The 22,118-nt window shown below is 49.2% G+C and carries 23 protein-coding genes and 1 riboswitch; of the genes, 4 read left to right on the forward strand and 19 right to left on the reverse strand.

The annotated features are described in order from the left end of the window. Window positions 1-8: 8 nt before the first annotated feature. From ACEN86_RS19240 to infC, 7 genes are all read right to left on the reverse strand, one after another. On the reverse strand, window positions 9-2,189 hold the full coding sequence (locus ACEN86_RS19240) for a glycoside hydrolase family 3 N-terminal domain-containing protein (RefSeq protein ID WP_495632086.1): 2,181 nt from the start codon (window positions 2,187-2,189) through the stop codon (window positions 9-11). A 300-nt stretch (window positions 2,190-2,489) separates the two neighbouring features. Continuing rightward, window positions 2,490-3,479, reverse strand: a complete 990-nt coding sequence (locus tag ACEN86_RS19245) for a LacI family DNA-binding transcriptional regulator (protein ID WP_495632087.1) — start codon at window positions 3,477-3,479, stop codon at window positions 2,490-2,492. Window positions 3,480-3,498: 19 nt separating this feature from the next. Further along, window positions 3,499-4,317, reverse strand: a complete 819-nt coding sequence (locus ACEN86_RS19250; RefSeq protein ID WP_495632088.1) for a carbohydrate ABC transporter permease — start codon at window positions 4,315-4,317, stop codon at window positions 3,499-3,501. Between the two features lie 48 nt (window positions 4,318-4,365). Beyond that, window positions 4,366-5,256: a carbohydrate ABC transporter permease gene (locus ACEN86_RS19255; protein WP_495634355.1), complete on the reverse strand. Its 891-nt coding sequence runs from the start codon at window positions 5,254-5,256 to the stop codon at window positions 4,366-4,368. A gap of 117 nt (window positions 5,257-5,373) precedes the next feature. Continuing rightward, the gene (locus ACEN86_RS19260) at window positions 5,374-6,633 is read right to left on the reverse strand and encodes a sugar ABC transporter substrate-binding protein (protein WP_495632089.1); all 1,260 of its coding nucleotides are present in this window, start codon (window positions 6,631-6,633) and stop codon (window positions 5,374-5,376) included. A 401-nt stretch (window positions 6,634-7,034) separates the two neighbouring features. Continuing rightward, window positions 7,035-7,238 (reverse strand): cold-shock protein, encoded by a 204-nt coding sequence (locus ACEN86_RS19265; protein ID WP_068620988.1) that lies wholly within the window; start codon window positions 7,236-7,238, stop codon window positions 7,035-7,037. Window positions 7,239-7,428: 190 nt separating this feature from the next. Beyond that, window positions 7,429-7,902, reverse strand: coding sequence for a translation initiation factor IF-3 (infC, locus tag ACEN86_RS19270; protein ID WP_495632090.1), 474 nt, complete (start codon window positions 7,900-7,902; stop codon window positions 7,429-7,431). A 65-nt stretch (window positions 7,903-7,967) separates the two neighbouring features. Between infC and yxiS the strand changes: the two genes are divergently transcribed. Beyond that, complete coding sequence (gene yxiS / locus ACEN86_RS19275; RefSeq protein WP_495632091.1) at window positions 7,968-8,276, forward strand: protein YxiS; 309 nt, start codon at window positions 7,968-7,970, stop codon at window positions 8,274-8,276. 6 nt (window positions 8,277-8,282) lie between these two features. Here yxiS and ACEN86_RS19280 read toward each other — a convergent pair whose 3' ends face one another. From ACEN86_RS19280 to ACEN86_RS19295, 4 genes are all read right to left on the reverse strand, one after another. After that, window positions 8,283-10,253 (reverse strand): GTP-binding protein, encoded by a 1,971-nt coding sequence (locus ACEN86_RS19280; protein WP_495632092.1) that lies wholly within the window; start codon window positions 10,251-10,253, stop codon window positions 8,283-8,285. Window positions 10,254-10,266: 13 nt separating this feature from the next. After that, entirely contained in the window at window positions 10,267-10,743 is a 477-nt protein-coding gene (locus ACEN86_RS19285; RefSeq protein WP_495632093.1) for an SUI1 family translation initiation factor, read from the reverse strand. A gap of 240 nt (window positions 10,744-10,983) precedes the next feature. After that, window positions 10,984-12,165: an NAD(P)/FAD-dependent oxidoreductase gene (locus ACEN86_RS19290; RefSeq protein ID WP_495632094.1), complete on the reverse strand. Its 1,182-nt coding sequence runs from the start codon at window positions 12,163-12,165 to the stop codon at window positions 10,984-10,986. Between the two features lie 34 nt (window positions 12,166-12,199). Then, window positions 12,200-12,658 carry a DUF1641 domain-containing protein gene (locus ACEN86_RS19295; RefSeq protein WP_495632095.1) on the reverse strand — a complete coding sequence of 153 codons (459 nt, stop codon included), beginning with the start codon at window positions 12,656-12,658 and terminating at the stop codon, window positions 12,200-12,202. 356 nt (window positions 12,659-13,014) lie between these two features. Here ACEN86_RS19295 and ACEN86_RS19300 point away from each other — a divergent pair, with 356 nt between their 5' ends. Further along, window positions 13,015-13,179: a hypothetical protein gene (locus tag ACEN86_RS19300; protein ID WP_495632096.1), complete on the forward strand. Its 165-nt coding sequence runs from the start codon at window positions 13,015-13,017 to the stop codon at window positions 13,177-13,179. A 123-nt stretch (window positions 13,180-13,302) separates the two neighbouring features. Here ACEN86_RS19300 and ACEN86_RS19305 read toward each other — a convergent pair whose 3' ends face one another. Further along, window positions 13,303-13,659, reverse strand: a complete 357-nt coding sequence (locus tag ACEN86_RS19305; protein ID WP_495632097.1) for a hypothetical protein — start codon at window positions 13,657-13,659, stop codon at window positions 13,303-13,305. 39 nt (window positions 13,660-13,698) lie between these two features. Next, window positions 13,699-14,691 (reverse strand): ketoacyl-ACP synthase III, encoded by a 993-nt coding sequence (locus ACEN86_RS19310; RefSeq protein WP_495632098.1) that lies wholly within the window; start codon window positions 14,689-14,691, stop codon window positions 13,699-13,701. A gap of 104 nt (window positions 14,692-14,795) precedes the next feature. Then, window positions 14,796-14,878, reverse strand: a riboswitch (cyclic di-GMP riboswitch). Window positions 14,879-15,078: 200 nt separating this feature from the next. Here ACEN86_RS19310 and ACEN86_RS19315 point away from each other — a divergent pair. After that, on the forward strand, window positions 15,079-15,798 hold the full coding sequence (locus ACEN86_RS19315; protein ID WP_495632099.1) for a 3-ketoacyl-ACP reductase: 720 nt from the start codon (window positions 15,079-15,081) through the stop codon (window positions 15,796-15,798). A 488-nt stretch (window positions 15,799-16,286) separates the two neighbouring features. On the opposite strand, the gene ACEN86_RS19320 is transcribed toward ACEN86_RS19315, so the two are convergent. Both ACEN86_RS19320 and ACEN86_RS19325 read right to left on the reverse strand, forming a co-directional pair. After that, a complete protein-coding gene (locus tag ACEN86_RS19320) occupies window positions 16,287-16,880 on the reverse strand; it encodes a hypothetical protein (protein WP_495632100.1) in 594 nt (197 codons plus the stop codon). Window positions 16,881-17,097: 217 nt separating this feature from the next. Then, the gene (locus tag ACEN86_RS19325; protein WP_495632101.1) at window positions 17,098-17,307 is read right to left on the reverse strand and encodes a DUF378 domain-containing protein; all 210 of its coding nucleotides are present in this window, start codon (window positions 17,305-17,307) and stop codon (window positions 17,098-17,100) included. Window positions 17,308-17,420: 113 nt separating this feature from the next. Between ACEN86_RS19325 and ACEN86_RS19330 the strand changes: the two genes are divergently transcribed. Beyond that, window positions 17,421-17,939, forward strand: coding sequence for a cupin domain-containing protein (locus ACEN86_RS19330; RefSeq protein WP_495632102.1), 519 nt, complete (start codon window positions 17,421-17,423; stop codon window positions 17,937-17,939). A 297-nt stretch (window positions 17,940-18,236) separates the two neighbouring features. On the opposite strand, the gene ACEN86_RS19335 is transcribed toward ACEN86_RS19330, so the two are convergent. The 4 genes from ACEN86_RS19335 to ACEN86_RS19350 all read right to left on the reverse strand — a co-directional run bounded on the left by ACEN86_RS19335 (window position 18,237) and on the right by ACEN86_RS19350 (window position 22,115). After that, a complete protein-coding gene (locus ACEN86_RS19335) occupies window positions 18,237-18,764 on the reverse strand; it encodes a hypothetical protein (RefSeq protein WP_495632103.1) in 528 nt (175 codons plus the stop codon). Between the two features lie 180 nt (window positions 18,765-18,944). After that, window positions 18,945-19,703, reverse strand: coding sequence for a Na-translocating system protein MpsC family protein (locus ACEN86_RS19340; RefSeq protein WP_495632104.1), 759 nt, complete (start codon window positions 19,701-19,703; stop codon window positions 18,945-18,947). 339 nt (window positions 19,704-20,042) lie between these two features. Next, window positions 20,043-20,972 carry an NAD-dependent epimerase/dehydratase family protein gene (locus tag ACEN86_RS19345; protein WP_495632105.1) on the reverse strand — a complete coding sequence of 310 codons (930 nt, stop codon included), beginning with the start codon at window positions 20,970-20,972 and terminating at the stop codon, window positions 20,043-20,045. A gap of 120 nt (window positions 20,973-21,092) precedes the next feature. Beyond that, on the reverse strand, window positions 21,093-22,115 hold the full coding sequence (locus tag ACEN86_RS19350; protein ID WP_495632106.1) for an LCP family protein: 1,023 nt from the start codon (window positions 22,113-22,115) through the stop codon (window positions 21,093-21,095). Between the last annotated feature and the right edge of the window lie 3 nt (window positions 22,116-22,118).

Raw genomic sequence — 22,118 nt, forward strand, 5'->3', positions numbered from 1 at the left:
TATCAATTCTATTTCAGAAGCCTGAATTCAGTTCCCGTCACGTCCCGGCTGTTAGAGCCGATATAGACTCCGAATCTTCCGGCGTCACTCTTATACTGCAGATCTGCGTGATGGTATCTAAGCTGCTCCTCTTTTAAGGTAAAAGACACCTCGGTCATCTCGCCCGGCTCAAGGCTCACTTTTGCCCAGCCCTTCAGTTCCTTGAGCGGCCGTACAACCTCACCGGACCAATCCCGCACATACAGCTGCACAGTCTCTTCACCCGCAGCGCTGCCTGTATTAGTCACAGACACCTTAACCGTTAAGTCTTCGTGTCTGGTTAGCGTCTCGGACGAAAGCTTCAGCTCACCATAAGCGAACGTGGTGTAACTAAGTCCATAGCCAAAGGGAAGCAGCGGCTCATTCGGGATATCCAAGTACTGAGACACGTAACGCTCCTGCGCATCCGGTGCCCCTTGGGGGCGTCCTGTATTGAAATGGTTATAATACACCGGAATCTGCCCAACGGAGTAAGGGAAGGACATGGTCAGCTTCCCGGTAGGATTTACCCTGCCGAACAGAATATCGGCAATGGCCGCTCCGCCTTCGCTTCCGGGATACCAAGCTTCGAGCACCGCATCTACCTCTTCATAAATACCGTGAAGATCCAGAGGCCGACCATTAAAGAGGACCGCGACCATTCTTTTGCCAAGCGGCTTCAATCTGGCAATCAGCTCCAGCTGGGCCTCGGGCAGCCTGATATCCGTGCGGCACCCGGCTTCACCGCTCCACTCGGAATCTTCACCGAGCGCAAGTATGATGACATCGGCATCTGCGGCAGCCTCAATAGCTTCGTTAACCTGATTCTCATCGATCATCTCCAGGCTGCAGCCTGCGGCTACCTTGAGTCCTCCGGCAGTAACGATATCCTGAATGGCCGTATCCAGACGGACGGCATCCTCCTTGGAACCAAGCCAAGACCAGGGGCCAAGAATATCTCCGCTTGAAGCCAGTGGGCCAATCAAGGCAATCCGCTCCTTCGGATTCAGCGGCAGCACCGCCTCGTTCTTTAGCAGCACGCACGATTTGGAGGCCAGCTCGCGGGATACACGCCGATGCTCCTCACAGAAGATGATCTCGCGTTCCGCGTCAGGATCTGCTCCGCGCAGCGGGTTCTCGAACAAGCCCAGCTTCTGCTTAAGCTTCAGAATTCGTAGTACCGCCTCGTCGATAAGTCCTTCGTCGACCTGTCCGCTTTGCACAAGCTGAGGCAGATGATGCGCATAACAGCCGGTCATCATTTCAATATCGACTCCCGCCTGAATCGCTTTGTAAGCAGCCTCTGCCTCATCCTCGGCAACGCCATGCGGAATCAGCTCCTTCACCGCACCCCAATCGGAGATTACTACTCCGTCAAATCCCCATTCCTCTCGGAGAAGCTCCCTCATCAGCTTCCTGTTGCCGCTGGAAGGTATTCCGTCCACGGTGTTGAAGGAGGTCATCACCATTTCGCAGCCCTCATCCAGCGCGGCCTTATAAGCCGGCAGATAGAATTCGCGAAGCTGTCGTTCTGACAAGTCCACCGTATTGTAATCACGGCCGCCTTCAGACAGCCCATATGCGGCAAAATGCTTCACACAAGCCGCTACCCGCTCCTGTTCTCCGGCAAGATCACTACCCTGGAACCCTATCACAAAAGCTCTCGCAAACTCGCTGTTCAGATAAGGGTCTTCGCCGGTTGACTCCATTACCCGTCCCCATCTAGGGTCACGAACCAGGTCTACCATAGGCGCAAAGGTTACATGTACGCCTGATACAGCTGCTTCCCTGGCAGCAATCTGTGCGCTCTTCTCGGCAAGATCCAGATCCCACGAGCAGCCAATCGCAAGCGGTACCGGAAAGATCGTCTTGAAGCCGTGCACAATGTCGGCCATCACCAGCAGCGGAATTACATGAGGATTCTTCGCCAGATGTGCCTGCTGGATGGCAATAACCTCCTCCGCGCCCGCCAGGCCCAGCACAGAGCCCGCTCCCTGGATCATAGCTTCTGTGATTCCGAGTGATTTCATCGGTCCTGTGATCTGCCCTCCGCCCGCAGCTCCCTCGAAGAAGGGAACAGCTAGCTGCATCAGTTGAGCTATCTTCTCATCCAGTGTCATTTTGTCGATATAGCCGTGCAGATCCAGGCCATGCCTTACCCGCTCAGTCATATGTAATACCTCCCCGCTGTGCAATTCTAATTAAATTCCTCTTATGATTTTGAATCGTTTTCATAGGAAAATTTACCAATTTATAAGAATTTAATACACTATATTGTTTGCATAATTCGAAACGTTTCACCTGTAAGACGACGAAAGCCCTTATCAAGACTCAGGACGGCTTTGGTTCTACTCTCTTCAACTGACACCGCTGCATCCTTTATCTCAATACTGCGCCCCTTCATACCGCATCCCTTGTGTCTATGACCCAGCCAAATTGCCGGAATCACCTTAGTGCTTCCGGCCTCTAAGCTACAGTCTGCGTACAGAATCTCGTTCCACGAGTTCAATCTTCAGTTTGTAGGAATCGTTAACTGCTTCCCCGTCCAGCATCTGGAACAGCAAATGTCCTGCTAGGGAGCCTGCCTCCTGCTTGGGCTGGCGAATCGTAGTCAGCGGAGGGTGTACATATTCGGCAAGCTGGATATCATCAAATCCAATAACCGAAATATCCCCCGGCACCGAAATTCTACCTTCTTGAAGCGCTTTGAGTCCCCCAATTGCCATTTCATCATTCGCGTAGAATACAGCGGAGGGCAGCTCGCCCTGCATCATCATCATCTTGGTAGCATTGTATCCGCCCTCACGCACAAAATTCCCGCTGAGCCGCCATTTAGCTTTCTCCTCAAGACCTGCTTCGTGCATGGCCCGTAAATAACCCTGATAGCGGAGTACATTGTCACTTGAATTAGATGGCCCGCTAATATAGGCAATTGTGCGGTGGCCAGCCTCTATTAAATGCCGGGTTGCATCGTAACCTCCCTGTTCACTGTCCACCCGGACATTGATCAATCCACTGCCGATCAGCTCCCGGTCCATTACAACGATCGGGAATCTCTCACCAGCGGACTCCATTAGAATTTCATCAGTCATGTTATGAGCAAGCACTACAGCGCCGTCCACTCTCCGCTCACGAAGAAATCTTACCGCAGTGGAGTCCTTACCGCCCATAGAGCTGCACGCAATCAGGTCATATCCGTTAGCCAAGGCCACGTCCTGGATACTGCGAATCAATTCTGAATAATAAGGTCCGGACAGATCCGTCAGAATGAGGGCTATCGTGTTCGTACGGCTTCGCTTCAAGTCCATGGCAAAACCATTCTTGCGATAATTCAGCTGCCGAGCTGCCTCGAGCACTTTCGCCCTTGTCTTCTCCGCCACCTTGATATCTCCATTCAGCGCATATGAGGCTGTAGAGAGTGCAACTCCCGCTAGTTTAGCCACGTCCTTAATCGTTGCCATTTGCATAGTCCCGCCCTTCTTATTTCATACCGGAAATAGTAGCACCTTCAATAATATGTTTCTGGAAGAATGAAAAGATAATAATAATTGGCACAACCATAAATGCCGCGCCTGCCATTTGCAGACCAAAGTTGGAGCTGTATTGACCTTTAAGCAGGTTGAGTCCAACCGACAACGTATACAGACTCTCATCATTAGCTATGATCAGCGGCCACAGGAAGCTGTTCCAGGCTCCGATGAATGTCAGAATCCCCTGTACCGCAAAGACAGGCTTCACAATCGGCAGGATCAGACCAAGGAAGATCCGCAGTTCTCCCGCACCATCCAGCCGAGCCGCTTCAATCAAATCCGAAGGAACAGTAGACATGAACTGGCGGAACAGGAATATGCCGAAGGCCCCGACCAGCCCTGGGAGAATGATTCCGGTCATGGTGTTCACGAGCCCCATCTCATTGATGATCAGGTAAGTTGGAATCATGGTAACCTGTCCTGGAATCATCATGGTAGCCAAGATTAGATAGAATAACGTGTTCTTGGCCGGAAAGTCGAACTTGGCGAACGCATAGCCGGCAATCGCATTCAGAAACATGCCGACAAAGGACCAGAATACGATGAGCAGTGTGTTTTTGAGATATACGAAAAATTGAATTTTGACGAACAGATCCACATAGTTATTCCAAGTCGGATGATGTGGGATCAGGGTCGGCGGGAAGACAGTGAACTCATTCTCCGGCTTGAAGGACGACGTGATCATCCATATGAACGGTATCATCATAAGCAGTCCGCCCAGAATGAGCAGTGCGATCATTACCCCTTTTTCCAATTTCCTAGCTGCCATTCTCGAAGCCCTCCTTTAAATTACACAGACCTTAAGCTGCGGAACCGATTAATATTCCACATCCTTCTTCTTGACCACGAATTGAAGGATCGTCGCAATAATAATGAAGATGAACAGCACGAACGAGCCTGAAGCCGCATAGCCGAAATTGCTCAATTTGAATCCGTTATTGTAAATAAAGAGTGCCATGGACATGGTTGCATTAAGAGGTCCACCCTTCGTCATTACAAAAGGTTCTTCAAAGAACTGAATCCAGCCAATCAGTGTCGTAATCGTCACGAAGAAGGTAGCAAATCCAAGCAAAGGAACGGTAATATGAGTGATCTTCTTCCATCCTGTGGCACCGTCAATTTCTGCGGCCTCATAGTACGTACGGGGAATACCTTGAAGTGCAGCCAGGAAAATAATCATATTCATGCCAATCCCCTTCCATACGGCAAGCAGGATCAGCGAGTATTTGGCAATATGAGGGTCCAGCAGCCATTGCTGGGCCGGCAGGCCGAGCAAAGACAGAATATAATTGAACAATCCGTAGGAACTGTTGTACAAATAACCCCACACAACAGCTACCGCTACAATATTGGTGATCGACGGCAGATAGTAAACCACGCGAAACGTTTTAAATAACCAGCTTGTGCCGTAATTGAGCAGCATTGCGATGCTCATGGAAAATATAACCACAAGGGGCACACCGATAATAACATATATAATTGTATTATAGATAGACTGTAGAAACTCAGGGTCTTTGAACAAATTCACGTAGTTGCGGAACCCGACTCCATTAATGCTGGAGTGATCGGCGAGTCCGATAATATCCATATTCGTAAAGCTGATGACCAAGGCAATGACAATGGGAACAATTGAGAACATCAGTAGAAGTAGGATCGCAGGTGCGATGAACAGATAAGGGTATTTATATTTGTTAAACTGCTTGAGCATATGGTTCACTACGATTCACCCCCGGGAGCCTTATTGAATTTGAAAAATGCGTATAGCCGGGACCTTCCTTGCAGGCCAGTCCCGGCACGCCCTAGCCATAACGGATCAAGGAATGAATTACTTGTTCCCCAGAATTTCGTTAGCCTTGTCGTTCAATTTATTCAGTTCAGTCTCGGGGTCTGCTCCGCCAATGGTGATCTGCTCGAAGGTAGCAATAATGGCTTGACCAATGGATTCCCATTCTTTGATTGCTGGTGTTGGACGGGCATTCTCAAGCTGCTTACCGAAAGCGGCAATCAGAGGATCTTTGAATCTGTCGTCTTTCCATGCGTCCTTAACAGAAGGAAGAGCTTCATGAGACTTGTCATACCATTTGAGCTGAGTTTCCTTCTCAGACAGGAACGCAATCAGCTTCACTGCCTCATCCGGATTCTTGGAGTATTCAAATACGGACAAGTCCGAACCGCCGATGGAAGACATGTTAGTCTTCTTGGCAGGGAGTGTGGTAACAGCCCATTTTCCATCGATCTCAGGAGCCTTATCCTTGATTCCCTGCATCATCCAAGGGCCACTGATGAACATGGGCAGTGTGCCGTCTTTGAAGGCTACGTTAATATCCATGTCAGAACCTTTGGGTGTCAGTCCTTCATCATAGAAGCTCTTCAGGAACTTAATCGCTTCCACATACTCTGGCTTGTTAAACTGCGGCTGACGGTTGCTGTCAATCACTTCACTGCCGTTCTGCCAAGCGAAAAGCGTGGTATATAGAGAGTCCTTATCCATAGGCATCGCATATTTACCAGGTCCGCCTTTAGCAACCAGCTTCTTGCCCGCATCCTTCAGCTCATCCCAGGTCTTCGGACCTTCCGGATAGCCTACATCAGCAAGCAGATCTGTACGATAGTACAGCGCGCGTGTCTCCACATACCATGGGATACCGACGGTCTTATTATCGAACTTCGTTGTAGCGATTGCTCCATCATAGAAATTCTCCGGCTTCAAGCTTGGATATTTATCGATGTAAGGTGTCAAATCTTTCAGCGCTTTCGCTGCCGCGAACTCCGGCATCCAGGTCGTACCCATCTGTACTACATCCGGTCCGTTCTGTGAGGCTACCGCAGTCAGAAGCTTATCATGAGCCGCATCCCACGGAATAGATTGAACAGCCACTTTGATTCCCGGGTTCTTCTCTTCGAATTCCTTAAGCAGTACAGGAAGGGCTTTATTCTCTCCGCCCATAGCCCACATTTTGAGAGTCTTGGTGCCACCTGCTCCTTCTTGTCCTGAACCACTGTCTTTGGAGCCGCCGCAGCCTGCCAATACGAATGAGAAAGTGAGCAATGCAGCGAATGCAGTCATCCATGATCTTTTCTTCATTACCTTCACCTCGACTGTAGTATTTGCCTTGCCAAAAGATAAACATGTAAACACTTACATCGAAACGTTTCGATTTTTATCGAAAAAAATATTCGATTCTCTTTCTACCCGACAACCCTCATTAACCCCCTTGAAAAGGCTTGTTTACTGACTTTTACGGTCTTTACTACTTGGTTTTGAGTAAGAATGATACACATAAAAATCTAACTTATGAGTAACACAGTTGTAAAAATTGAAACGTTTCAATAACCACATTATAATCTGCCTTGATAGCGATTTCAAGAAGTATTTTATTGATTATAAAAATTAGTTCTTTCTTATGTATTCCAGTGAATCCTGCCATAACAAAAAAACATCCCTTAACCAATTGGTTAAGGGATGTTCGTTAACTGTAAGAAATATTACAGTTTTACAACGTTCTCAGCTTGTGGTCCACGGTTGCCTTGAACAACGTTGAACTCAACGCGTTGGCCTTCGTCCAAAGTTTTGAATCCTTCGCCAGTGATTGCGGAGAAGTGTACGAATACATCGTCGCCACCTTCAACTTCGATGAAACCGAAACCTTTGTCTGCGTTAAACCATTTAACTGTACCTTGTTGTGCCATGTGTATTACCTCCAATAATTTATTTAACATGTTTCTTTTTATTCTTTAAAATAAAAAATTCACACATTGTAAAAGGTTCATGCATTTGTATGATAACCCTTTACAATGTGTAAATGAGGTTAACGCGCTCAAGTAACCTCATTATAGCTTATCCATTTTTAAAAAGCAAATCGGTGCAAAAATAAAATTCTCAACCTGGATTTACTTGAACATCAGCTTGTTTACCGCTTACATGGATTCCTGAATTCGGCCGCCCCAGAGGCTTCAAATCACGGAGCAGCTCTTCCAGAAGCGCCTTGGCCGCCGCCCCTTCCTTACCGGAGATCTTAACCACCAGCTGAACAGAATCGCCCGATTTCAAGATGCGCTCGGCCTGCTGCTTCTTGGTCTCGTAATCATGCTCCTCAATTCGCGGGGTCAGCCGAATTTCCTTGACCTTGGAGGGCTGGCTCTTCTTGCGCTCCAATCCAGCTTCCTGCTTGGCGGCACCTGCCGAGATCAGCCGGCATGGCGGAGGGCTGCTCATCATGGAAGTACAGACCAGATCCACTTTAAGCCGCTTGGCCATGGCAAGCGCTTCAGATGTGGGCATAATTCCGAGGTCCTCGCCGTCCACACCGGTGAGCTGGACCTCGGAAGCCTTTATTTTATGATTCATAATCATTGTGATACCACCCGCCCTTTGGCTATAATATACGTTACCCAATATTAAAAGGAGCTATTCCCACTATGAGCCGTAAAGAGATTGAAGAACAAATTATACAGAACTATCAGCGTGACGAACAGATGATGATCCTGATCTTCGCACAGTGGTGTGTGAATCATGGGCTTGACCCGGCAGAATTGTATGGTCGGGCTTACCCGCAGCAGACGGCCAACGCGGCTCTCCAGCAGGGGATTGAACTGACAGTCCCTAAGGAAGAAGCCGGTGAAATTCCGCATGATACCCTGCTAAGCGTCCTGTCCCTATACGGGAACGAGGACCTTGCCTTTGTCGTTACAGAAGAGATCGAGAAGCTTCCTAGGAAGAATAAATAATAAGAGCTATAACGCCTTACGCACACTCAAAATATACTTGGCCTGATCGAGCGGGTTCACCCCGCGCCGAGGCCGCTCCGCCTTAATATCCGCTGGACACTCCTCATAACCGTCAAAGAAGGTTATGATCGTGCCCCGGCCTTTCGTAAGCGAGCCTAAGGTGACCGGATATTCCATCGATTCGGCCAGCGGCACCCTGCCTTCAATCGTCATCCGGTCACCGCGAAGCTCAGGCGCACCGAATACGGCCCGCATCTGCACAAGGTCGTTCATGACGCGCCCACCGAATTCCTCGGGGACCACGATGCGGAACTGAAGAACCGGTTCCAGCAGCCGGGTTCCCGCGGTTGCGAGCCCGTTCATCAGGCCCATCGGTGTGGCTACGGCGAAATCCAGCGGATGCGTGTGCCAGACGTGGTGCTGACCCTCGACCAGTGTAATCTTGAGGTCCGTCACTTCCCAGCCGTACAGCCCCTGCTGAAGTGCTTCAGGCACCCGGCGGGCCACTTCGTTCTGGTACTGCGGCAGGAGATCCTCGGTACGAACAATCGCCGAGTACTGTATGCCGCTTCCCCGCTCCCCGGGTTCAATAAGGAACCGAAGAATCGCCCAGCAAGGCTTGGGCATCGTATATGCGATGTATCCCTCTGCCGATTGTATGGGCGTTTCTTTGTAGATGACAGACGGCTGGCTGAAGGTCACGTTCAGCCCGTATCTTGAGCTTAGCAGGCTTGTCAGCATCTCCAGCTGAATCGGCCCCATAATCTTCACATGCAGCTCCCGCTCATCCTGCAGCCACTGCACATCCAGGAGCGGGTCTTCATCCGACAGCTCCTGAAGTGCCTGTACCACTCCCCTGTAGTCCTGTTCATTCTCCCACTGGGCTTGAACTGTAAGGAGCGGCACGGCAAGCCGTGCCTCCTCCGGAATCGCTTCAGGACTTCCGAGAATATCCCCGATCTGAACCCCGGTTAGACCGCAGACCGCCGCAATATCCCCGGCCTCCAGCAGGCCTACATCCTCGGAGCGGTTCCCTTCGACCCTTCGGATCTGGGTAATCTTCTCCTGAAGCTGCCGGGTATGATTGCGAATCACATCGCGATTGCGCATAGATCCCTCATACAGTCTGACAAAAGCCATCCGGCCCATCGTCTTATCCCGCTCAATCTTGAACACGATACCTGACACCGGGGCTTCAGGGTCTCCTCCTGGCCCCGGCAGATACGCTGTAATCGCATCCATTAATGCGTGAATGCCAATCCCCCGGGCAGAGGCGCCGAATAAGACCGGATAGGCCGCACCGATGCGGCTGAGTCTCTCCGCTTCTGTCTTCCACCGGTCAAGCGGGAGGCTGTCCCCGCCGAGGTAATACTCCAGCAGCGACTCATCCTTGTCTGCTACCGATTCAATCAGAATCTGCTGAGCTTCTGGATCAGATTCGCTGCGCCATAAGTCATTCACCGCTCTGAAGTCCTGCTCACTCCCTACCGGAGCCTGCACAATCAGCAGATCCCGGGAGAGATACCGGCGAATGTCTTCCAGCACACGGCTCGCATCGGCTCCGATTCGGTCCATCTTGTTCACGTAGAGAAGGGTAGGAATGTTCAGCTTACGGAGCGCATTCCAGATCAACTCCGTCTGCGCCTCTACCCCTTCGACTGCGGAAATAATAAGTACCGCACCGTCCATTACACGCAGGGAACGTTCAACTTCGGATAGGAAATCGACGTGCCCCGGTGTATCAACCAGATTAACCCGAACGCCTCCCCATTGATAAGAAGTCGTTGCTGCCCGTACCGAGATCCCGCGTTCCTTCTCGATATCCAGCCAGTCGGTCACGGCTGTACCCGAATCCACACTGCCGAGACTGCGGATACGTCCGCTCTCGAACAGAATATGCTCGGTCGTTGTTGTCTTGCCTGCGTCCACATGGGCGAAGATGCCCACATTACGCCGATTCTCGGAGGGGTTGCTCATGTGAATATTCCTCTTAGTCCCTTTCTACGAGGTACTTGTTCGTCATGTAGTGGGCATCGCCTTTATTCGTCTTCACCGGCGGCTTCTTCTTATCCAGGAAGACGATCTCCTTGCATTTGGTACAATACCACTTGGTCCGGAAATAAGGGGACTCGGTCGTATACGTAGTACCGCATTTACAGTCAATATGTATCCATACCGAATTCTTCTTGAACTCCTCTGACAGTCTGTTGTAGACGACTTCCTGCTGCTTGGGAAGGACCACTTCCCGGTAGCTCGAGAATACATTTTGCACTTTGAAATCCGCCACCAATTCAGGGTTCAGACCAAAAAACTCTTTTCCAATCTCGGTTACAAACTTAGTACTGCTTCTATAACTGTCCAGCCACTCACCAATCTGGGCCGCAGAGAGGGGGACGGTTCCCTTAACCCCGCTGTTCAGTGTGTACGTCATTATATGTAAGTTATCTTCTTGTTTGCCAGAATACATTATTATACCTCCACTAAAGAACCGAATTTGGGATTATTCCCTAGGACTATTACACATTAATGTACCACTAAGTAAGAGCTAAACAAAGTCCGTTTATGTTGGAAAAATCATACTTCTCCCTCTGGGAGTTCTATTAATATAGGACTGAGCGGCGTAAAAGGAGATCAACGTACACCTCAGCTTAACAAAAAAAAGAAGAACACTTGGCGTGTTCTTCTTCTTGAAGAAATGAGCGATGGATTAGTAAGCCAGGGCGAAAAGGCCGTGGATATGGGACAAGTAACGGATATTACTTGCTTCTTTCATAAGGGAAGCCGGAGTTCCCTTCAAGCGGGTCTGGTTCGCACCCAGCATCGCGATTCCGTCTTTACGTCCAAGGCTTCCAAGCGTACCTGAGAATACAGGGTTGAACGCTTCAAATGGAGCGCCTTTGATCATAGCTGACAGGTTGTACCCAATGGTCTCGCCCATTTGCCATGCCAGCTGAGCCGTTGGCGGATAAGGACGCGCGCCTTCGCTAGGAATAACAACCGCACTGTCCCCAGCGATGAATACATCCTTGTGGGAAGTGGATTGAAGAGATTCGGTAACGGATGCACGGCCGCGGTTAACTTCGATGCCGCAGTTCGCAACAACGGAATTCCCTTGAACGCCGCCTGTCCATACCAGTGTTGAAGTTTCGATCGAACGACCGTCCTTCAGGATAACCGAGGTCGGCTTCATTTCTGTAATTGGCACGCCAGTTACGAACTGAACGCCGCGCTTCTCAAGACTGGTTGTTGCGCGTTCCACAAGCTCCGGCGGGAATCCTGCCAGAATCGAAGGACCTGCCTCAACACAGTACAGGGATACTTCATTGAAGTCGATACCTTTTTGACGGCAGATCTCAGGAAGCTCATCCGCGAATTCACCCACAAGCTCAACGCCAGTCAGACCGCCGCCGCCAATCACGAATGTAGCATCTGCTTTATTCTTGGATTGCTTGTAAGCATTAAGTCTTTCTTCTACATGAGCGCGGACACGGTTCGCATCATCCACAGATTTCAAAGTGAAGCTGTATTCCTGAAGTCCTGGGATTCCGAAGAATGCAGTCTCACTGCCCAGTGCGATGACAAGTGCATCGTATCTGAGGGTATTTCCGTTGCCAAGAACGACTTGCTTGTCATCCGGCTTGATGGTTTGAACTGTGTCAATCACCAAATTTACATTCTTGCCTTTAAGCAGCTTCTCAAGTGGAAGTGCTACTGCTTTCTCATGAAGATTGCCTGCAGCAAGGCGGTGAAGTTCAGTAATAATCTGGTGTGTAGGGTAACGGTTAACCACGGTAATGTTGGCTTCATTCGCATTAAGATACTTGCGTGCAGTCAATGCGCTCAGCAAACCGCCGTAGCCGCCGCCCAAAATCAAAATTTGCTTTGACATATCCATCCTCCGTTCTGAATTGTGTTGGTTTGAATTAACGTTGTCCTTTTTGACGATCGTTCAGCGTGTCCAGGAAAGCCTGGGCGAAACGAAGTGATTTTTGCACATTCGGATCTTTAAGGATTTTGAGCAGGCCAAATACGCCGATCGTTGAAGTGTCGGCTTGTGCGCGCTCGTTCGCTTCGATTGCTGCAGCAGCAACGCCCTTAACCTTACCTACTACTGGAGTAGCGAATTCTGCGAACCCGTGCTTAAGGTCGTTAACGAATACCGGATCCTTGGCGATGCTTTGAGCGAAGTCATAAGCTGTAGTAAGACTGCTCATCATTTCCGTGAGCTTTGGCAGCTGGTCAACCAGCACCAATAGGGATTGCTGTACCTCCGGCTTCATCAGCTGATCCAGCAATTCTTTACCAGCTTCAGGAGATACCGCTTGAGCAGCAACTGCCTCCTCAGCAGCAGCTGTCTCTTGTTGATTAGAAGTTTGTGACATTTGGAACTTCCTCCTTTACATTGAATTATACAGCGTGAATTTTGGAACAAGAATAGGAATACTCATCTTCGGTTCACTCTGTATAGCAGTCCGTTATATACGTAATACCTGCAGACCTTACTAGCCCGGCTTAGTTACCCGGCATAGGCAAGGGACTGTTTTCTTAACGTTTCCGAGAAGTTGAACAGGCCGAAACGGAACTCTATACTTCTATATTACACCACTTGTCAAAGAACTGAAAAATAATTTTCATAATATTTCAAATATCGCAATGAAATTTAGCTTAGACATGCTACAATTTGGTCATCATGTGCGTCACACATGCAACAAAACTAATCCAAGGAGGCGTTAGAATTATGAAACAAGAGGCCTTGCTCCGCCTTCTTTTTGCTATTGTCCTCTTCACGCTTGTCCCGTTCCTGTATGAATATCGTCTGGTTGCATCCTTATTCACAGTATTGGGCATTTACTTCGTCGTGACAGGGGCCTCCAAGTTCACCAAGCAACGTCCCAAGAAATAATCTACCCGGTCTTCTTGCCCGGTACTCTAGGTTTCCCTGAACCCCATAAGGTATGCGTGTGAAGTACTGATTTTGTCACAAAAAATAAACGGCCCTTCTTCTCGAAGCAGGGCCGTTTATGGTTTAGTTATAAGCGTAAGCCTCTTCCATCGTATCCATGAATATTCCTGTGTAGGAGATGGACTGGGCCAGCTTCTGCATTTGATTCTTGGCGATAACAGAAGAAGGATTAACCATCAGAATTTTCTTGAATCCATTCGACATGTACAGGTTGAAGCAGCCCTCAAGCACAGGCAGCATGTCCTGCTTGGATACAGCAAGGTCCGTGGAATCAATGATCAGCTTGTACTCAGATGGCTGAATGGAATTCACATTCTCCTCATATTCCTTCAGGAATGCCTCGGCCTCGTCTGGCTTCATGAATCCTCCAACCGTGATGACCAGAGCCTTCTCAGCCTGCTTCTTCTCAAATTTAAACATGTTGATTCTCCTCTGCATAATAATATTTAGTCTACCTGGCTAAAATTGATATAAAAGTGCGGACATGGTATATCCGATTCCCACCGAGCAAAAGACTACTTTGTCTCCAGGTGAGATGGTGCCGGCTTCAATGGCTTCCTCTAATGCGAAGATCGGGCTCGTCACCCCGGTATAGCCGTATTTCTCACCGACAAACGTATATTTATCCAAGCCTGCATTCATCTTCACCAGCGTCTCCTCGATCTCCGGACGGGAGAATTGGGAGAATAACCAGTGATTCACATCTGCGGCGTTCATCCCGTTCCGCTCCAGCATGACGGAGATCATATCTCTCCACTCATCTGAGAAATAGCTAACATCATGAGGGATGAAGCGCAGTCGCTTGTCCGATTCCTGCACGCCTTCACTGAACATCTTGGACAGGCCTACCGCCGGGAAAGTCACCGTATCCCCAAGCTTGGAGTCTGTCTTATAGTTCGCATCCAGGAAGCCTCCAGGGATGTCCTGCTTCTCCAGGATGACCGCCGCCGCCCCATCCGAGAAATTCGGATAGACTACAGTATCATCCTTCCGGGCAATGTTGCTGACATGCACACTGCCTACAATCAGCGCACGCTTGACGAAGCGGTTCCCTGTAAGGTACTGACGCACCTGATCCATGGCTGTGAGCATTCCAATACAATTCGTGTTCAGATCATAGACAATATGGGCATTGACCGCCCCAATCTCCCTATGAATCAACAAAGCGTTGCTTGGGTAGGTGTATTCAGGCGTATCCGATACGAATACCACCATATCCAGTTCTTCCGCAGATACCTTCGATTCAGTGAGCAGCTTCTGTGCTGCCGCTACCCCCATGGTCAGTGAATTCTCATCCTCGGAGCTCACCAGATATCTGGTCTTTCTCCCCAGGTGATTCATAAGATTTTCCGATTCCAGGCCCATCTTGTTAAAATGCTCTACGAAATAAGCATTGTCATAGGCCGTAGACGGATGGTAGGTTGCAATTCCCTTGATGTGAACCTGCTGCACGTGATTAACCTCCTAATAGAGTAGGTCTCTCCTTATTGAACCCAGACAAAAGGCCTACTCCGAAGAGTAGACCTGAGGTTATAAAACCTAGTATTCATCCTCCTGCTGGTAACCGGCTGTCTTAGCGAAATGCCTTAGACCCGTGGCTTTGCGTCCTTGCCTTTCAGCAAGTTTGCCTTTTTCAAGTTAGAGAGTGTTTAGACCTGTTTTGCTATTCTATTATAGTTCTATTTTCCTGCTATGTAAATAAAACCCTAGTATTTTTCATAAAAATTCCCTATCATTCCTAATCCCAATTCGCTTCCTACCCATGGAAGTGTAAAAACGGAGCGGTTCGGGGTATTATTATAGAGGTGTGAACTAATGAATGGACTGGAGTGATTCAAGATGGAACTTACCGGGAAGAATGCCCTGATTACGGGCGCCGGAAAAGGGATCGGGCGAGCCGTAGCTGTCGCCTTGGCCAAAGAAGGCGTAAATCTTGGCCTGATTGCCAGAACCGAATCGGACCTGAAAGACCTCGCCGTGGAGCTGCAGCGCGAATATAGTATCAAGGTCAGCATCTCCCCTGCGGATATCTCCAATTCCGCTGAGGCAAAAGCTTCCGCTGCCAAGCTCAAGCAGGAGCTGGGATCCGTGGATATCCTGATCAATAATGCGGGGATCGCCAAGTTCGGAACCCTGCTGGAAATGGATCCGGAGGAGTGGAAAAGAATTCTGGATGTGAACGTGATGGGGACTTATAACGTCACCCGTGCGGTTCTCCCTGATCTGGTCGCCCAAAATAGCGGCGACATTATCAACGTGGCTTCCACAGCAGGTGAGCGCGGCTTCGCCACAGGCTCAGCTTACTGCGCATCCAAATTCGCCCTCATGGGCATGACCGAGTCGCTGGCACAGGAGGTTCGCAAGCATAACATCCGCGTCACCGCCCTGACGCCGAGCACGGTCAACACCGACCTGGCCTCGAACGCCGGACTCAAGATCGGCGATGAAGACCGCATGATGCAGCCTGAGGATGTGGCGGATCTCGTTCTCGCTGCACTCAAGCTTCCTGCTCGCGTCTTCCTGAAGACGGCCGGGATCTGGACAACGAATCCGCAGTAAGGAACGGATTGGGATGAACGTGGGCCCCTCTGGAAGCGGCGGTGCGTTGTAAAGTAACAGGCTGTGAAGTCTGGCGTACGTTGCCACCCGTAATATCATGTAGTAATATGGGTATAAAGATAACAAGCGTAAGATACTATGAAATAAGGGACTGGTGGCGACCAGTCCCCGGTACAACAACTTGAGTGGGGTTACTCCTCCACGGTTGAAGTTACAAGCGGAAGAAGTGACCTGCACGGTTTGCCGACCTGGAGCAGGTTACTTCTTTTTTCGTTCGATGTAGGTCAGCAGCGCGACTATAAACGCAGCAAAGCCAATAACATCTGCAAAAGAGAAGTTCATACGCCTCACCTCCTTTCCGGAGGAAAGCGCACCCACTCAAGGCGTGTTGTCCACGCCTATTATATCAGACCGTTCCTTTTTATGGATACGGTCTTTGTTTGTGTATACCTAAAGTTCTAATGTCGGCACCGTGAGCGCGTTCTTGTCTATTTCTGAACAGTTACAGGAATCTTCTTGGACCAACTCAGGCCCCCTGAATCCTGCATATAAGTCACTACGATAAATGTATTGTCTGGACTCGCCAGAGGCGCGTCTTTCCGAGTGAAATACATGGGTCTAATCGGATAGCTGGCCTTCAAGTAGGCAAAGCCTGTGGATTCCTTAATTAAATCCCACTGACCAGCAAATCCGGCTTTCTCAACCTCCTTCTTAACAAGGGCCAGACTCGCTGAGCTGCTGCCGATAGAGAAGTCATATGGATTGCCAGATACATGCGTTCCTGATCTAAGAACTGAATAGGCGCAAATCGGATATATCATGATCGTGTAATGATCGGCTGTAAGCGGGATATTCTTTTTATTATCAATTTCCATCTGGATCGCCTGCTTGTAGAATGTTTTGGTCGGTATATCGGTGCCGGGCAGTATGGAATTGGGATCTACATCTTGGAGATAAGCCTGAATCACAATATCATCCGGATGAATATGCATTACCACTGTGGTTCTGGTTAACCAATATGTAAAGATAATGACGAGTAATAGAATCACAGTAACACTGAAAATTCCCCTTTTATGGCTCAAAATAAACCTCCCTCTTGATCAAGAAAGCTTAACATGAATTGGTATCCAAAATTAGGATATGATTACATTATACAGCTTATTAAGGGATCGCCTTCTGATAATTTCGCAAGGATGAGATTATTTCAAGCAAAATAAAAAAGCCCCAGTCCGGTTGAATCCGAACTAAGGCTGCAAGTTCTTGCATAATGATCTGTTTGACGCGATCAGCTGCTATTGACTATACTCTTTCACGGTTGTTAACACCCGCGAGGAATTTAATGCAGTACATGGCACAGAGTCCAACAATTACGTAGACCAGTCGGGATAACCCGCTATCTGCTCCTCCGAAGATTGCAGCAACCAGGTCGAATTTGAATAAACCTACGAGAAGCCAGTTGAGTCCGCCCACGATAAGCAGAACAAGAGCAACAGTATCTAATGTTTTCATATTTGAACCTCCATCTATCCGATTTGCGAAGCAGTTATCTTCATGCATTATCTTTACCCTTCAAGGACTTTCCTAAACATATCCATTTCTTTATTCAGAAAGGAGTCATACTTATGACCATGCCAGAAGCCATCCCCCTTCAGTTCGCTGACGACGGCATCATCCCAGGCAATCCAGATCTGCCTGTTCTGGTGTATTCGAGAGCACTGAAGAATAATCCCCAGGACACTGAGGCTGTCTTCAATTCCCATGGCTGGCTGAACAGCTGGACGAATGGCGTGTTCGATTACCATCACTATCACAGCAACAGTCACGAAGTGCTTGGCGTTATCCGCGGCACCGTCCTGCTTCAGCTGGGCGGCGACCAAGGCCAGCAGATACAGCTGAATGCCGGAGATGTCGCCCTGCTTCCGGCGGGAACGGGGCACAAGAAGGTATCAGCGAGCGCCGACTTTCAGATCGTCGGCGCATATCCAGGCGGCATGAAATATAACACACGCCGGGCAACCCCGAACGATCGGCAGAAGGCGCTGGCCGAGATCCCGCAGGTGCCGATACCGGAGACCGACCCGGTCTATGGCCGGGTTGGGCCTGTTCATAGGCTGTGGAGGAAGGGTAACCGGCAGGACTAAGACACTTGTCCAGGAGAAATACTTGTCCGGGACAATGCCGAGGAACGGCCTCTTTAGCTGTATTGTGAGTGATTGCGCCATAGTCGGCGGAGAGAAGAACGATTGCGGACAAGCGGCAGCGCTCGCCTTTGTGTTCGGATATCTTCCACCAATCATCATTCAGGATATCCGAACACAATAAGCGATGGGAGCAACGTTCTTTTCGGAGCGGTTCGAACGCTAACCAACCTCTTACCGCAAAAAGCTAGGGCCGCCCCTTGTGGGACGGCCCTCTGTTATATTTTCATATTCGCTTCCTTAAGGAACATACTGCTGCACGATCTTGATCACTTGACCCTCTTTAATCGTAATGTGATACGGGAATGCCCGTACGTCCATCAGCTTGGTATTACGGTAGATCGACTGAAATTTCTTAAGTGATACATGCTCATTCCATTTGATGTCGATGTCTTCTGCCTTACCGGTACGGTCATAAATCTGCATCATAACCTTGGCATTCGCTGCTACCGGGTAGCTGACCGTGCGCTTGCTGTCATTGGTAATGTAGTAGCCGTCGGGGGCTCCCCCAATCTCCTTATAAGCCTTGGGCTCGCGCTCCTTGAACTTCAGATCCGCATCCTTGCCCATATACCAGCCGATCGGGTCCACCGTGATGCGCACCTTCCCGTCCGCACTCTTCATCTGCTTGATGTATACGGTTCTCGTCTGCGTCTTGACTGCTTGCTTGGAAGCCCCTGTTGCTGAGGCTGTACTTGTTGACGTACTAAATACGGTAAATACGGCTAAGCTGAATAAAGTAAGTATTATCGCTGCTGATTTTTTCACACTGCATCCCTGCCTGTTTCTTAGTGGTATATCATTCAATAACCAATTTAACGCGCTTCAAACGCCGGATCGGTGTTTTCTTTAATTATATATGTGCAGATCTGGAAATGGATAACAATATCGTTACAGAGAAACGCCTGATTTGTCATAAATAATTGCAAAAAAATACCGCGCTGAAGCCTAGCGCGGCGGATTTGTAAGTATGACGGTAATGCTTTGATCCAGCTCATCATCCCAATCCATGAAGCAATCGGCAATGGTTCGGCCAAGTGTGCTGCTGATCTGAGTGCTGCTTGTTATGTAGCCCTTTTCGAGCCGTCTTTTCACATCTCTCAGAAGCTCTCCACACTCCAGACGGATCAATTCCTTCTCCAGCTCGCCAAAGACCCCTCTGCAAAGGATTAGCAGCGTTCTCGGATTAACCTCATAAGAGGAAATCTCCAGCGGTTCCTTCTGCACCCGCCCGCTGATCCGTACCCATTCACGTTCGATCTCTGACTTTCCAGGGTAATCCTTCGGCTGCATCTGTGCATCATTTACACTTATAACTTCAGGGAAGATGGCCACCAGCATTCCGTTCTTGCTGCCGAAATCCCAATCATAATAAAGCTTCTCCGGCTCTATACCAAGTACGAGCTTGAGATAGCTTGTAATCTCGGGGATAACGCGCTGCATGATCTGGTCTCTGATTTGACGGATAATAGATTCATGATTCTGTTCCAGCAATACACGCTCTGAATTGATCAGGAAGTTTCTCAAGTAAATCGTAGTGAACTTATGGCTGATCGAGACGACAACGGATTCAGGTCCTTTACCGAAGTGCTCTCTGAATACTTTTCCTGTAAAACTTGCGATTAACTGATATAGCTGCTGAGATTGTATATGATCCATTAACAACAGACTCGCCTTCAGCGGCGGCCAGACCGGCCTATGCTGCATTCCGGGCCTCGTACTTACATGCTGCCGCGAGTCATTCTATCCCTCCCTTAGCAAACATAAAAAGGCCTAACATCCCTGTTCATAGAGAGGTTAGGCCATGAAATTGACTTTTATCCTAAGATAGATTCATTCATTTACCTGACAATATAAAGTTCACGTTCTGCTGATGATATATAATCCGTCAACCCAGTAAACTGCGAGCATTGGGGTTAGCCTGCAACTTTCACTAACTTATACACACAGTCCTCTTTATAATATCACATTCTACTTGAGAATAAAAATACCAATTTTTATAAATTAAAAAAGTTAATTTAACGGGACACAATCATTACTACAATGCTAGCGCGCGGCCGCTTGATGGAGGGCATATTCATTCAGAGTCATCTGCAGTCCGTCTACAAGGGAATGAACAGGCTCCCAATTCAGCAGCTTAATAGCCTTATCATTACTCAGCAGGCTGTGAACAATATCGCCCTCTCTGGGTGCCTGATAGTCTGGCACGATATGTAGGCCCCTTAGATCACGCAGGGTTTCGAACAGCTCAAGAATCGTCAGCGGCTTCCCGCTGCTGATATTCATCACTTCGCTGGATCCACCCCAAAGGGCGGCAATATTGGCTAAGGCTACATCTCGCACAAAAATAAAGTCTCTCGAATGCAGCCCATCCCCGTAGATAACAGGGCGCTCGCCCTCCAGCATCCGGTTCACAAAGGAAGCAACGACTGCCCCTTCGCCCTTCACCGTCTGTCCGGGTCCGTACACGTTGGCATATCTCAGAATAGTATAGTCGAGACCGTGTTGATGGGAAAAGAATTCAATATATTTCTCCGAAGTCAGCTTGGAGAGTCCATAGAAGGAGAGGGGATCTACCTTATGATCCTCTTCAATCGGGAGGCAGAGCGGATTGCCGTAGACGGCTGCCGTAGAAGAGAAGACGATTTTGCGGACATGATAATCCACACACTGTCTCAGCACATTGACCGTACCCAGAATATTGTGCTGAGCATCGAGGTAGGGATGGTTCAGAGAGCGCTGCACACTGATCTGACCAGCCAAATGAATAACCGCATCCGGCCGCTCCGTGCTGAAGATCTGCGAAAGCATGCCTGAGCATATGTCCGTCTGATACAAGGTAACTCTCTCATCGAAGTAGGACCTGGTCCCGTCCTCCAAATAATCGATAACCACGACCTGGTGGTTCTGTTCCAGCAATGCCTCAACCGTATGCCTGCCGATAAAGCCGGCGCCGCCTGTTACTGCGATCTTCATTGAATCTACTCTCCCATTCTTATAAGTACATGTACATGGAAGTGAACCAAGCTCGCAGTTCTCTCTTCCATGTGAGTCGATTCAATGTATGAAGACGGCAGTGAAAATATGACTTTTATTTTATTTCATATCATATATTTCTTTCATCTGCGTTAAGTCGGGTATCCAGTAATACAGGTCCTTCTTGACCAATGGATCGTACAGCTTGTCACTATGTCCCGGGATTTGATAGTATTTCATATCTTCCATCTTCATCTCTTTGGCCAGCAGGGATAAGCTCATTATATCGCTGTCGCTCAGATTCGTATCTAGAATATCCTCTCTCACCTGCTTGATCAGAGCTGGAAGGTTCGCAAGATTCGCCGGCTGCAGCAGAGTCCGCAGAACGCTCTTCAGCACAAGGGCCTGATTCTGCTGACGCCCCTGATCGCCTTCGGCAAGCGAATGGCGCTCTTGTACCAGCTTCAGCGTCAAATCCCCGTTCAGCCGCTGCTCGCCTGCGGGCAGTGTCAGGTGAGCATAGGTCAGCTTCACCGGGGCAGGAAGCGTGACCTCAAGCCCGCCCAGCGTATTAATGAAATGTTCAAACCCTTCGAAATTGGTCTTCACATAATAATTGATCGAGCAGCCGCATAAGTTGCTGACAGCCTGAAGAGAGGCCTTCGTCCCTCCATGGTTGCCGCCGCCGTGAAGCTCTCCGAGCAGATGGGCATGGTTAATCTTCGTATATCCCACTCCCGGCAGCTGAACCCGGGTATCCCGCGGAATCGAGACAAGACTAACCTTCCCCTCGTCCACGTTAACCTTGGCCAGCATCATCACATCGGTCCGGGAATCTTCAGTTCCTCTGGCGTCTATGCCCAGAATTAGAATAGTAAGATGGGTCTGTTCCAGGCCGGACTTCTTCTCCTCCATCTGCGAAGAGCCCGAAGAGGCGGCCGCTGCCAGCGATCCGGTGCCAGAAGGTACCGTGCTCGGGTTGCCTTCTCCTGCTCTAGCGCCCGAGTCCGGGGCAGCCAGCACGGGAATCTCCGAAGAGCGGAAATGATGCGCAGGCTGAAGGGACCAATAGAAGGCATAGCCCCCAAGAGCTGTGCAGAGCAGGAACCCGGCTATCAGCATGTATACTCTGCGTTTTCTCATATT

Source organism: Paenibacillus sp. Paensp111, from assembly GCF_059492195.1.